This is a genomic window from Psychrosphaera sp. HA2-10 (assembly GCF_055693745.1).
Map to the genome: position 1 here is coordinate 1593928 of NZ_CM146341.1, position 12032 is coordinate 1605959.

Annotated in this window: 10 protein-coding genes and 8 tRNA genes; 9 read left to right on the forward strand and 9 right to left on the reverse strand. The window is 39.8% G+C overall.

Annotated features, from left to right (window positions below; genetic code table 11):
* The first annotated feature begins 21 nt into the window (after positions 1-21).
* Complete coding sequence (locus ACZ1GV_RS07175) at positions 22-693, forward strand: MlaC/ttg2D family ABC transporter substrate-binding protein (RefSeq protein ID WP_472673588.1); 672 nt, start codon at positions 22-24, stop codon at positions 691-693.
* A gap of 24 nt (positions 694-717) precedes the next feature.
* On the opposite strand, the gene ACZ1GV_RS07180 is transcribed toward ACZ1GV_RS07175, so the two are convergent.
* Together ACZ1GV_RS07180 and ACZ1GV_RS07185 are read right to left on the reverse strand one after the other, a co-directional pair.
* The gene (locus ACZ1GV_RS07180; RefSeq protein ID WP_472673589.1) at positions 718-3297 is read right to left on the reverse strand and encodes an ABC transporter permease; all 2580 of its coding nucleotides are present in this window, start codon (positions 3295-3297) and stop codon (positions 718-720) included.
* Positions 3287-4072, reverse strand: coding sequence for an ABC transporter ATP-binding protein (locus tag ACZ1GV_RS07185; RefSeq protein WP_472673590.1), 786 nt, complete (start codon positions 4070-4072; stop codon positions 3287-3289). The genes ACZ1GV_RS07180 and ACZ1GV_RS07185 overlap by 11 nt, the downstream gene beginning before the upstream one ends.
* 23 nt (positions 4073-4095) lie before the next feature.
* Between ACZ1GV_RS07185 and ACZ1GV_RS07190 the strand changes: the two genes are divergently transcribed.
* Positions 4096-4755, forward strand: a complete 660-nt coding sequence (locus tag ACZ1GV_RS07190; protein WP_472673591.1) for an arylesterase — start codon at positions 4096-4098, stop codon at positions 4753-4755.
* Between the two features lie 93 nt (positions 4756-4848).
* Here ACZ1GV_RS07190 and ACZ1GV_RS07195 read toward each other — a convergent pair.
* From ACZ1GV_RS07195 to gltX, 6 genes are all read right to left on the reverse strand, one after another.
* Positions 4849-4924 (reverse strand) — tRNA-Glu (locus ACZ1GV_RS07195).
* A gap of 30 nt (positions 4925-4954) precedes the next feature.
* Positions 4955-5030: transfer RNA gene (locus ACZ1GV_RS07200), tRNA-Glu, on the reverse strand.
* Positions 5031-5058: 28 nt separating this feature from the next.
* Positions 5059-5134: transfer RNA gene (locus tag ACZ1GV_RS07205), tRNA-Glu, on the reverse strand.
* Between the two features lie 30 nt (positions 5135-5164).
* Positions 5165-5240: transfer RNA gene (locus tag ACZ1GV_RS07210), tRNA-Glu, on the reverse strand.
* A 34-nt stretch (positions 5241-5274) separates the two neighbouring features.
* Positions 5275-5350 (reverse strand) — tRNA-Ala (locus tag ACZ1GV_RS07215).
* A gap of 261 nt (positions 5351-5611) precedes the next feature.
* The gene (gltX, locus tag ACZ1GV_RS07220; RefSeq protein WP_472673592.1) at positions 5612-7036 is read right to left on the reverse strand and encodes a glutamate--tRNA ligase; all 1425 of its coding nucleotides are present in this window, start codon (positions 7034-7036) and stop codon (positions 5612-5614) included.
* Between the two features lie 69 nt (positions 7037-7105).
* Between gltX and ACZ1GV_RS07225 the strand changes: the two genes are divergently transcribed.
* The 6 genes from ACZ1GV_RS07225 to ACZ1GV_RS07250 all read left to right on the forward strand — a co-directional run bounded on the left by ACZ1GV_RS07225 (position 7106) and on the right by ACZ1GV_RS07250 (position 10375).
* Positions 7106-7582, forward strand: a complete 477-nt coding sequence (locus ACZ1GV_RS07225; RefSeq protein WP_472673593.1) for an EVE domain-containing protein — start codon at positions 7106-7108, stop codon at positions 7580-7582.
* Between the two features lie 230 nt (positions 7583-7812).
* Positions 7813-7888, forward strand: a tRNA-Val gene (locus ACZ1GV_RS07230).
* A gap of 46 nt (positions 7889-7934) precedes the next feature.
* Positions 7935-8010, forward strand: a tRNA-Val gene (locus ACZ1GV_RS07235).
* Between the two features lie 22 nt (positions 8011-8032).
* Positions 8033-8108: transfer RNA gene (locus tag ACZ1GV_RS07240), tRNA-Val, on the forward strand.
* A 326-nt stretch (positions 8109-8434) separates the two neighbouring features.
* A complete protein-coding gene (locus ACZ1GV_RS07245) occupies positions 8435-9589 on the forward strand; it encodes an acyl-CoA dehydrogenase family protein (protein WP_472673594.1) in 1155 nt (384 codons plus the stop codon).
* 9 nt (positions 9590-9598) lie between these two features.
* Positions 9599-10375 carry an SDR family NAD(P)-dependent oxidoreductase gene (locus ACZ1GV_RS07250; RefSeq protein WP_472673595.1) on the forward strand — a complete coding sequence of 259 codons (777 nt, stop codon included), beginning with the start codon at positions 9599-9601 and terminating at the stop codon, positions 10373-10375.
* 14 nt (positions 10376-10389) lie between these two features.
* On the opposite strand, the gene ACZ1GV_RS07255 is transcribed toward ACZ1GV_RS07250, so the two are convergent.
* The gene (locus ACZ1GV_RS07255; RefSeq protein ID WP_472673596.1) at positions 10390-10689 is read right to left on the reverse strand and encodes a hypothetical protein; all 300 of its coding nucleotides are present in this window, start codon (positions 10687-10689) and stop codon (positions 10390-10392) included.
* A gap of 429 nt (positions 10690-11118) precedes the next feature.
* On the opposite strand from ACZ1GV_RS07255, the gene hisG reads away from it, so the two are divergent.
* Positions 11119-12018 (forward strand): ATP phosphoribosyltransferase, encoded by a 900-nt coding sequence (gene hisG / locus ACZ1GV_RS07260; RefSeq protein ID WP_210559304.1) that lies wholly within the window; start codon positions 11119-11121, stop codon positions 12016-12018.
* The last annotated feature ends 14 nt before the right edge of the window (positions 12019-12032 follow it).

Sequence of the window (12032 nt, forward strand, 5' to 3'; positions counted from 1 at the left end):
CGAAATTAAGGACTATTTGTCATGTTTAAAATATCAATTTCTCTAACTGCTCTTTTATTACTTATCCCAAGCTATGCTGCTTCTTTAGATAACAAGTCGGTAAATACGGAGCAACTGATAAAAAAGTATCAAAGTGAAATTACACAAATCTCACCGGATAGTTCACCTTATGATATCGTCGAGTCTTTATCTAAAGTCGTCTTCAAATCTGTTACTGACGCGAAGTCTCGTGGCGATGAAAAAACAACAAAAGAGTTAATGGAATTGATTGTTAAACAACAATTGTTGCCTTTTGTAGATGTTAGATTTGCAGCTTATAAAATTTTAGGTCCTCAACTAAAACAGTCGACAAAAGAAGAACGTGATTTATTTGTTGATGCGATGGAAAGAAACCTTGTAGAAACGTATTCGTCAGCCTTAGTTCAATACAATAATCAAGAAGTAAATTACGAGCCTAAAAAAGATGTCACTGGTCAAAAAATGGTAGCCGTTCGAACTGAACTACTACAACCAGGTGGTAAGCCTCTGTCAATGATTTTCAAATTACGAAAAAACAGCAAGACTGGCGAATGGAAAGCGTACGATCTTATCGTCGAAGGCATCAGCTTAATTGATTCAAAACGAGCTGAGTTGTCACAACCATTAAGAAACGAAGGTATAGGGCAAGTTGCAGAAACGCTTTTGGAAGATTAATTCCAAAAGCGTCAACCTAAGATACTAAGCCAATTGTCTTATCAGCTCGCTAGGTGTGATTTTTAACAACGACCGCGTACTTAGTGAGCCTATTATTGCAACAAATGCAGCTCCAACCAGCGGGCCAATTAGCCACAACTCCCAATGCCACACCCAGTCCATCTTGAATGAATAAGTTTGCAATAGGTATAAGCTAAACTCTGCAACAAGTGCCGCTATAAAGCCTGCTATTCCCCCTAAGCTAACAAACTCGTACGTAATCGCGTTACGAATTATTGAGCCTTTAGCACCGATTGTTCTAAAGATTACCGTCTCCTTTTTCCGTTCATCTAGAGACGATTGAACTTGTGCTAATAAAACCAATGTTGCTGCTATTACAACTATTAATAAAACAAACTGTATCGCAACCGACACCTGCGCTATCACACTTTGAATTTGCTCTAACATAGCCGCAACATCAATAATACTGAGAGTTGGATAATCGGCCACTAACTCATTTAGCCATAACTTTTCTTCTTTCGGTAGATAAAATGAAGTGATGTAAGTCGCTGGAAAATCACCAATAACATCATCACTAAATATCATATAGAAATTCGGTTGTAGACTATTCCAGTCTACCGTTCTAATACTTGTGATTTTTGCGCTAACGGTTTGAGAACCGATTAAGAAAGACAACTGATCGCCTAGTTTTAACTCTAAACGCTCTGCGACTTTAGCTTCTACTGATACTTGTTTTTCAACATTTGCCGGCATCCATTCACCTTCGATAATTTCATTATTATCAGGGAATTTTTGAGTAAACGTTAAATTAAGCTCACGACCAAAACCTGTACGAGCCTCTTCTTTCGCTTCTTCATTATTTTCGTTAGACTCAGTTTCTTCATGGAGCTCCTTTTTGCCTTTGAATTTAGCGCCGTCTTCTTGCTCGTTGTCCCTTCTTTGCTTAAGAATCTCATCATTTATTTGAGTCAATCGCCCTCTAATAATCGGATAAAATTGTTCTGGTTTTATCCCCTGATCTTCAAATCTAGCCTCAATAGCAGGTAGCTCATGTTGCGCTATGTTGATAATGAAGTGGTTTGGCGCTCCCTGTGGCATTTGTTCTTGCCATTCTTGTATTATTGAGTTTTTTAGCGAGTACAATATCAATACAAGCATTATCGCCAACGTAAAACCGATGACTTGTGATACGTTCTCTTTTGAACGGCGTTGTAATGAGGCCAATGCTAGTTTAAGTGCACTATTACTTGTTTTTGTACTTAGTACTCTACACGCAGTTACGAGTACTCTAGATACAATGATAATTACCACAGATAATACGGCGCCAGCACCAAGCACGATTGCTGTTAGTCGGAGATCTTGGCTATAAAACCAAACTAGAGCAATGGTAGTCACTACCATTATAATTTGCGAGCTTAATGACGACGTCACGCCATCCCCTAAGTTTCGTCTAAGTACTCTTAATGGTGGTACATTAAACAGCTTCAACAATGCAGGTACCGAGAACATCAAAGCACAAACAAAACCGGTTATAGTCGCGACAAAAAACGGTTTAAACCCTACGGGTGGTAGTGTTTTAGGTAAATAGTCTGCTAATGAATACAAAGCTATTGATTGCATGCCTGCACCTATCACTAAGCCTACTGCAATACTAACTATTGCAATAAGGCAAAGTTGAGAAAGGTAAATGACTTGTACTTGTCTAACACTTGCGCCAAGTGTTTTCATTATCGCAATAGAATCTAAATGTCGTTGGCTGTAAAGTCTTGCAGAAACAGAAATGGCGATTGCCGCAAGCAATACACCTAAAACACCAGCGAGCATAAGAAAGCTTTCAGCTCTTTCTAATGAACTAGTAATGCCAGATGCGCCCTCTTTCACCCCTCTAAACTTTTGGCTTTCCGATAATTGTGGCGTTATCCACTCTTCGTAACTTTGGAGTTGCTGTTCTGAACCGGCGAATAAACCAGCATATGTAACGCGACTACCTGGTTGAATCACCTCTGTTTTTGGCATGTCTGCCACGTTCATTATGACTCGAGTACCTGAATTGAAGACTTGAAACGGCGCATCAGGTTCAGCATCGATAATGCCACCAACTTTAAAACTAGCCTCTCCAACATCAATTTCCTCTGGCTTGTCCAACGCATAATAAAGTCGTTTGCTAATCCAAACTACGCCAGGCTTTGGGCCTTTAGTTACAAATGTTTCAGTTGTATCTTGGATCGATTGAACTGTGAGCTCGCCTCTAAGCGGATAATTTTGTGTCACCGCCTTTACGACCGCTAAATTCATTTTTTCGCCAGCAAAGGCCATCGACGAAAAGTATATATGTTTGTCAATATTGAGACCTAAAGACTCAGCTTTATCAAAATATTCTTGGTTAATCTCAATTGGACTAATTAAATCTTTATCAGCAGCTAAAAATTCAGCGCTTTTTGCCAAAATAGATTGTTGAACACGGTCAGTAAGGCTGCTCAATGCCATTACTGATGAAACAGCAAGCACTATAGATAACGCGATTACGGTTAGCTCACCGCGGCCAAACTCCCGCCTGAAGAGTCTTAGCGATAAGCCAAGCCAAGTCATAAACTTATTTTGCATCTTGTTTGGCCTTTTCTATGTTGGTTACTTCCGCAAGTCTTGGTTTAGTCTCACCTTGTTCTTTTAACGATCCATCTTTTAGTACAAATGTCTTTTCACAACGCTTTGCTAACGCAGGATCGTGTGTGACTAAAACTAACGTAGTGTCGGCACTTTTATTTAAATCAAATAACAAATCCTCTACTAAGTGACCATTCACTGAGTCGAGGTTTGCTGAAGGTTCGTCGGCGAATAAGAGTTTTGGTTTAGTAATAAATGCTCTAGCAATAGCAACTCGCTGTTGCTCGCCACCAGACAACTGGTTTGGAAAATGATCTAAACGATGGCTCAAACCTACTTTTTCTAGCCAATTAGCCGCGTTTTTTCTGGCATTTTGACGTATCTCGGCATCGTCGGACAATTCAGCGGGTAGCATAACGTTCTCAATAGCTGTTAAACTCGGTACGAGTAGAAACTGCTGAAATATAAATCCGATGTCCGATCGACGAATAGAAGCTCGTTGCTCTTCATCCAATTTTTGTATTTGCGTTCCATAAAACTCTATCTTGCCAGTGGTAGGTAAGTCTAATCCGGCTAGTAGGCCTAAAAGTGTCGATTTCCCTGACCCTGAGGCGCCAACAATGGCCACTGACTCGCCATTATTTATGGATAAGTTAATATCGCTGATGATAGTGATCTTTTTATCAGCTTCAGCGTTTTTATTAGAAGAGTTTGACAATACAACGGTTTTACTGATTTTATGCGCAACTAGCGCCGGTAATGCATCTTTATTCATGAAGTTAGGATCCAATCAAAGCAATGAATTTACATAGTAAAAGAAACTGGTTAAACAAAACAAGCTCCCTGTTTTTTGTCATTACGCTACTTTGCACGTTTTCGATGACTATCAATGCCAAAACACAAAAGGTATTAATGTATGGCGACAGCGTTAGCGCCGGTTACGGTATGCAAACCGAAGAGAGCTGGCCGTATTTATTAGCGCAAACTTTTGTAAAAGAAAATTCAGATATAGTGTTAATTAATGCGAGTATCAGCGGTGAAACTACCGGAGGTGGCATCGCTAGATTGCCAAAAGTATTAGAAAGACAAAATCTCGACGAAAATGATTGGGTGATTCTAGAGCTTGGCGGTAACGATGGACTTAGAGGTTTCCCAGTGTCAACCATGCGCAGTAACTTACAAGCGATGATTGATGAGGTTAAAAGTCGTAATATCAATGTTGCCATCATGCAGGTTAGAATTCCTCCGAATTACGGAAAACGCTATACCACCATGTTTGAAAACGTTTATAAAACATTAGCGACCAAAAACGATATACCACTGTTACCTTTTTTCATGGAAAAAGTGGCAACAAATCCAAATTACATGATGCGAGATGGTATTCACCCAAACAAAAGCGCGCAAATCATTATTCGTGATGAGATGAAAAATGTTATTGAAAACTTGTTATCAGACTGATAAATGGAACATTTTGACCGGATGAAACTATTTGGATTTGATTATTTTTTTTAGGTTTAAACACTGAGAGTTGTAACTGAAGTAGTTAAAAAGTGGTACTCCCAAGGGGATTCGAACCCCTGTTACCGCCGTGAAAGGGCGGTGTCCTAGGCCTCTAGACGATGGGAGCACAGGACTTTTTAAAGCATTATAATTTAAGTGGTACTCCCAAGGGGATTCGAACCCCTGTTACCGCCGTGAAAGGGCGGTGTCCTAGGCCTCTAGACGATGGGAGCACTAAGACTTAAATTTGGTGTTAATTGTTGGTACTCCCAAGGGGATTCGAACCCCTGTTACCGCCGTGAAAGGGCGGTGTCCTAGGCCTCTAGACGATGGGAGCACAGGACAATTAAACTGTTGATGTAATAAGTGGTACTCCCAAGGGGATTCGAACCCCTGTTACCGCCGTGAAAGGGCGGTGTCCTAGGCCTCTAGACGATGGGAGCACTAAGACTTATCAATCAATTTTGTAATAGATACTGGTGGAGCTAAGCGGGATCGAACCGCTGACCTCTACACTGCCAGTGTAGCGCTCTCCCAGCTGAGCTATAGCCCCTTTATTACAAAACTGGTATCAACTACAGCGTCGACATGTTTGCCTCAACTGCGGGGCGCATTCTATGCACTCCGAATATTTTCGTCAACCCTTATTTTAATAAAAATACCTAAGTTTGGGTTGTTTGGTTATTTTTTTAACAAGATGGTTAAAAATCATTAAAAAAGCCGATCATTTGACCGGCCTTATTATTATCTTCTATAAAAACATAGATTTTATCGAAATAGTTTTTCGATTACCCTGCTCTTTTTTAAACACCTGTTATTGAGCTGCTTCTCGTTGTTCAACAAAATGAATAGCATTTTCAATTCGCTCTACAACTTTAGCCTGGTCAATAAGTTCAAGGGTAACATCTAGTGAAGGTGAATTACCGCCACCTGTGACCGCTACCCTTAATGGCATGCCTACTTTACCCATGCCTAACTCTAATTCTTCAGCTGTCGCATTAATTGCTGCCTGAATGTCAGCCGCTTGCCAGTTGTCCAACGCTGCTAACTTTTCTTTTGCAACAATTAACGCTTCTTTAGCTACAGGGCGTAGATGCTTTTTAGCGGCCTTTTCTTCTAACTCATCAAAATCTTGATAGAAATAAGTGCTAATTTCAGCCATTTCTTTTAATGTTTTAACGCGTTCAGCTTGAATTTCAACAATAGACGCTAATTTAGGGCCTTTTGTTGTATCAACATTCATGTTGTCGAAATGCCACTGTAGGTGAGTCGCAACTTCTTCAGCAGGTAAAGACTTCATATATTGTTGATTCATCCAATTTAGCTTTTCAGTATTAAACGCTGATGCAGAGTTATTAATATCGTTAATATCAAACAACTCAAATAATTCTTCTAAGCTAAAAATCTCTTGATCGCCATGCGACCAACCTAAACGAACTAAATAATTAATAACGGCTTGAGGCAAGTAACCATCATCACGGTACTGCATTACACTAACAGCGCCATGACGTTTAGATAGCTTTTTACCATCATCACCTAAAATCATTGAACAGTGTGCATATTGAGGAACGGTAGCACCTAATGCTTTAAAGATATTAATTTGACGAGGCGTGTTCAATAAGTGATCTTCACCACGAATAACGTGCGACATACCCATTTCCCAGTCGTCTATAACAACACAGAAATTGTATGTTGGAGTGCCATCGGTACGTTGAATAATTAAATCGTCCATCTCTTCATTCGAAATACTCATGTCACCACGAATTGAATCTTTAAACTCAACCGCGCCGCCTAGTGGATTTTTGAAACGAATTACAAATGGAGCATCACCATGGGCTGCAACTTCCGATTCACTTAAATCACGGCATTTCCCGTCATATTTAGTGCGTTCGCCCTTTGCTTCTTGTTCAGAACGTAATGTTTCTAATCGTTCTTTTGAACAGAAACATTTATAGGCTTTTTGGTCGTCTACCAATTGTTGAACGTATTTTTTATAAATATCAAAACGTTTAGTTTGATAAAAAACCTCTCCGTCACCTTCCATGCCTAACCATGACATTCCGTCTAATATGGCTTGAACGGCTTCTGGCGTAGAGCGTTCTAAATCAGTATCTTCTATTCGTAAAATAAATTTACCGTTATGACGCTTAGCGTATAACCAAGAATAAAGTGCAGTACGTGCACCACCAACGTGTAAATAGCCCGTAGGACTTGGGGCAAAACGAGTAACAACGCTCATTAATGTATCCATTTAGTTTATTCATTAAAATTTGCACGCTATTCTATAGAAAAACGTGAGGGACTTAAAATGCAATATTGGTTATTTAAATCAGAACCCGATGAATATAGCATCGATAGCTTAAAAGCGGAGAAGAATAGTACGGGACGATGGGACGGTATACGTAATTATCAAGCTAGAAATTTAATGCGCGACGAAATAAAAGTAGGTGATGGTGTTTTGTTTTACCACTCTAGTTGTAAAAACGTGGGTGTCGCGGGTTCCGCTATCGTTGTGTCTGAGCCCTACCCTGATCCTTTACAGTTTGACTCTATGAGCAAATATTATGATGCAAAATCATCACCGGATAATCCGCGCTGGTTTAGTTTAGATATTCAATACAATGCACACGCTAAAAAGCTTTTACCGTTAACCACTATAAAAGCAACTAAAGCACTTAGTGATATGACGCTAGTTAAACAGGGCCGATTATCGATTCAACCAGTAAAAAAACATGAATGGGAAATAATATTAACCGCATGCGGTATTGTAAGTGAAAACGATTAGTGATTATCAGGACGTATGCAGTTATAAATGTGATTAATACCTATTTAGTCTAAAAATTACTTATATTCATTTAAAATTTGGCTGTTATTTATTCTGAATTTGTTTTTTTTGAGCAGTTTGTTTAAGAAATGTTCGAACGGAATTCTTTTTTAAAAATAGTGTTGACTCTTTTTATGGCCTCCCTATAATACGCACCACTTGAGCAGCAAAGCTGTTTAAGAGATAAAGTTGGGCGGTTAGCTCAGCTGGGAGAGCATCGCCCTTACAAGGCGAGGGTCACTGGTTCGAGCCCAGTACCGCCCACCACTACTTTACCCTTAAGTTTTGGTTTCAACTTTATCAGATTTTAATTGGGCGGTTAGCTCAGTTGGGAGAGCATCGCCCTTACAAGGCGAGGGTCACTGGTTCGAGCCCAGTACCGCCCACCAATTAAAATCACTCTTTGAAAGTGGGCGGTTAGCTCAGTTGGGAGAGCATCGCCCTTACAAGGCGAGGGTCACTGGTTCGAGCCCAGTACCGCCCACCACTTTCAAAGCCTCTATTTTTAAATAGCCTAATTAATTCCTACATTTCTATTTCTATTTCTATTTCTATTTCTATTTCTATTTCTATTTCTATTTAAAATTAATTTTAATATCCAAATCCCGTAATAGTTTTTATTAAGCATTTTTAATTTGTGCCTGTCTATTTAACCGACAACTCTTTGGTCTACTTTAATAACTAAGTAAAATTTTCAATACATGCAGCTTCAACCTATTTCATTCCTAAACTTTTCATTAACTTGGCTTTCTGGCAAATTGTCGAGCAAGTTCAATAGCGCCTAATTAGGTGCACTTTTCTAGAGTCATTAAGATGAATCTTTCTTTAACTGAAGAACAACAACTAATACAAGACACTGCGCGTCAATTTGCCGAGAATGAACTCGCACCCAATGCAGCTGAGTTAGACCAAACTGGCAACCGTACTATTCTGCTAAGCAACTTAAAACAATTAGCTGAGCTTGGCTTTATGGGCTTAAATACCAGTGCAGACTATGGTGGAAGCGAAGTCGGTACTATTGCTTTTAGTTTAGCAATTAAAGAATTAGCTAAGGGGTGCGCTTCTACTGCCGTAACTACGTCAGTGACAAATATGGTAGCAGAAGTCATTCAGGCAGTAGGTAATGAAGCACAAAAACAAAAGTATCTTCCAAAAATATGCTCCGGTGAATACCCTGCTGCTGGCTTTTGTTTAACTGAAACTGGCGCCGGTTCTGACCCTGCTGGTATGAAAACCATGGCAACTAAAGATGGGGACGACTACATACTCAATGGCAGTAAAATGTTTATTACCAGCGCGGAATACGCTGGCGTGTTTGTCGTCTGGGCCGTTACCGATAAAGATGCACCTAAAGGCAAAGGCATTTCTTGTTTCTTGGTAGAAAATGGCACACCTGGATTAACTGTAGAAGCCGCTGAACATAAAATGGGCCAAAAAGCCTCTGCGACCAACGAAGTTCGTTTTGAAAACTGCAGAATTCCAGCCTCAGCGCTTATGGGAATAGAAAACGAAGGTTTTAAAGTCGCAGTAACAGAGCTAGCGGGCGGTCGAATTGGTATTGGATCGCTGGCCTTAGGTATTGCTGAAGCTGCTATGGATTATGCTCGGGCATACATTGCGGAACGAGAGCAATTTGGTCAAGCCTTGATCAAGTTTCAAGGTTTACAATGGAAGTTAGCTGACCGTTACACTGAGTTAGAAGCGTCTAAGCTTCTTCTTTTACAAGCAGCTTACCTAAAAGAACAAGGTTTACCTTTCTCAAAACAAGCATCTATGGCTAAGCTATTTGCAACGGAAAAAGCCAACGAAATTTGTTATGACGCAATTCAGTTGCTAGGTGGTTATGGCTATATAAGCGAATATCCTGTTGAACGCATGGCGAGAGATGTTCGGATTACAACAATTTATGAAGGCACAAGCGAAGTACAAAAAATTGTTATCGCTCGTGAGTTATTAAAAGAAATTTAAGGATCAATAATGGAATTAGAAAATAAAATTGCAATTGTAACTGGCGGAGCGTCAGGACTTGGTCGCGCTACTAGTGAAGGTTTGGTTGATAAGGGCATTAAAGTCGCGATTTTTGATTTAAATGAAGAGTCTGGTGTTCAAGCGGTTAATGAGCTTGGCGCCGACAATGCAATGTTTGTTAGTGTTGACGTTACCAACCCTGAATCGGTTGCGTCTGCCATAACTAAAGTAATGGACGCTTACGGTGCTATTCATATTTTGGTGAACTGCGCGGGCATAGCACCGGCGGCGAAAGTGCTGGATCGCGAAGGAAAAGCGATGCCACTTAATAAATTTGCGACCGCCATAAATATTAATTTAATTGGTACTTTTAACGTTGCATCTCAAGTTGCTGAACAAATGGCAAAAAATGAAGCGCTTGGCGAAGCTTTAGAGCGTGGCGTTATTGTTAATACTGCTTCTGTAGCCGGTTATGAGGGACAGATGGGCCAATCAGCGTATGCAGCAAGTAAAGGTGGTATTATTGCTTTGAGCCTACCAATGGCAAGAGACTTAGCGCGAACAGGCATCCGAGTTAATGCTGTTGCTCCGGGCATAATGGGCACACCAATGTTACTGGGAATGCCTGACAATGTTCAAGAAAGTCTAGTGGCGAACATTCAATTCCCTAAACGTATGGGATTGCCTAAAGAATTTGCTGATTTAGTCATTCATATTGCATCAAATGCATATATCAACGGCGAAACTATCCGTTTGGATGGGGCAATACGAATGCAGCCTAGATAAAATAACTTGTAGGGCTAAGCGTAAAAGTCGAGATGCTCTACTCCGTTTTCATCGACATATTTACCTCGCCCCTTTTTTGGAGGGGTGAGTTCTTTATCTTTTTCTAAATCGGCTGATTTTGCATCAACTGCATCAGTCTTTGATGCTCCTTTCTCATCTGAAGATGACCCTTGTTTACCTTGCTGTTTAGGATCATCGTCTTCAATCCTTTTTGTCTTTGCATCCTTGTGCGCTTTATCAACGTGATAAATATCTTTTTGTTCAGGATCGTTCGCTATTGGGCGACGAATTACGTTGTAAATAAAGTCCACCATAATCTATATCCTCTTCCTTTAAGCATATATTTTTATATTGACGACATAAGGCTTTGATGCCATTTAATCAGCTCACCTGTTTAATTATTAACCAGTTATCGACCAATATGCAAATAGATTAACTTTTTTTACAATTTGTTATAAACGCGGGGTTGATTTTATTCGTTTCACAGTTTAGTTTGTCACCATCAACTTAACGAAATTAGAAATCGAAACATGAACGCTTTAAACGTAAATACAATTTGGTTCCATCATCACGTACCAACGGAATAGTTTTCGGCTAATTTCGCTGGAGGCTATTGTAAGTCCTCCAAGCACAAATTCATTGAGCCCTGGAGGATAATATCTTCCGGGGCTTTTTCGTTTTAGAGTTTAATATTTTGGTTTTACCCTTTTGAAATTTAAAATTAATATTATTTAGGAATGAACATGACAGACAAGAATAGATTAAGAATCGCAGTACAAAAAAAAGGTCGATTAAGCAACGAATCAATTAAATTACTGAAAGCCATAGGTGTAAAACTATCGATTCGTGACAGGCTATTAATAGCACACTCAACAAATTTGCCTATCGACTTGCTGTTAGTTCGTGATGACGACATTCCTGGATTGGTAATGGATGGTATTGCTGATTTAGGCTTTATTGGTGAAAACGAATTAGAAGAAAAAATGTTAGAGCGCCAGGCCGCTAATGAACCGGCTGAATACAAAACGCTTAAACGCTTAGAGTATGGTGGCTGTCGTTTATCAATTGCAGTACCAAATGAATTTGATTATCAAGGTCTTGAGTCGTTAAATAATACAAAAATTGCAACTACATACCCATATTTATTAAAGCGTTTTTTGGTTGCGAACAATATTAACGCGCAACCAGTTATGCTAACGGGATCGGTGGAAGTTGCTCCACGAGCAGGTATTGCAGAAGCTATTTGTGACTTAGTTTCAACGGGTGCAACCTTAGAAGCAAACGGCTTGGAAGAAGCTACTGAAATCTTTGTTTCGAAAGCGGTACTAATACAGAAGTCGGCTTCGCTGACAGCGGAAAAACAAACATTAGTGGACACACTTCTGCCGCGTATTAATGGTGTAATGCAAGCCAAAGAGTCCAAGTACATCATGTTGCACGCACCAATTGCAAAACTTGAAGAAGTTAAAAAATTATTGCCTGGAGCTGAAGATCCAACCGTATTGCCATTGTCTGCAAATAGTGAACAAGCCGCTATTCACGTAGTGAGTCCAGAAAACCTATTTTGGGAAACGATGGAGCAATTAAAAGCATTAGGTTGTACATCGATATTGGTGATGCCAATTGAAAAAATGATGGGCTAATAAGTTAGTTACTA

What these genes read in the sequence shown, in the direction of transcription:
- ACZ1GV_RS07175 (WP_472673588.1), top strand. Translation starts at nt 22, where the DNA reads ATGTTTAAAATATCAATTTCTCTAACTGCTCTTTTATTACTTATCCCA.
- gltX (WP_472673592.1), bottom strand. Translation starts at nt 7,036, where the DNA reads ATGAGCGTTGTTACTCGTTTTGCCCCAAGTCCTACGGGCTATTTACAC.
- ACZ1GV_RS07180 (WP_472673589.1), bottom strand. Translation starts at nt 3,297, where the DNA reads ATGCAAAATAAGTTTATGACTTGGCTTGGCTTATCGCTAAGACTCTTC.
- hisG (WP_210559304.1), top strand. Translation starts at nt 11,119, where the DNA reads ATGACAGACAAGAATAGATTAAGAATCGCAGTACAAAAAAAAGGTCGA.
- ACZ1GV_RS07225 (WP_472673593.1), top strand. Translation starts at nt 7,106, where the DNA reads ATGCAATATTGGTTATTTAAATCAGAACCCGATGAATATAGCATCGAT.
- ACZ1GV_RS07185 (WP_472673590.1), bottom strand. Translation starts at nt 4,072, where the DNA reads ATGAATAAAGATGCATTACCGGCGCTAGTTGCGCATAAAATCAGTAAA.
- ACZ1GV_RS07250 (WP_472673595.1), top strand. Translation starts at nt 9,599, where the DNA reads ATGGAATTAGAAAATAAAATTGCAATTGTAACTGGCGGAGCGTCAGGA.
- ACZ1GV_RS07245 (WP_472673594.1), top strand. Translation starts at nt 8,435, where the DNA reads ATGAATCTTTCTTTAACTGAAGAACAACAACTAATACAAGACACTGCG.
- ACZ1GV_RS07255 (WP_472673596.1), bottom strand. Translation starts at nt 10,689, where the DNA reads ATGGTGGACTTTATTTACAACGTAATTCGTCGCCCAATAGCGAACGAT.
- ACZ1GV_RS07190 (WP_472673591.1), top strand. Translation starts at nt 4,096, where the DNA reads ATGAATTTACATAGTAAAAGAAACTGGTTAAACAAAACAAGCTCCCTG.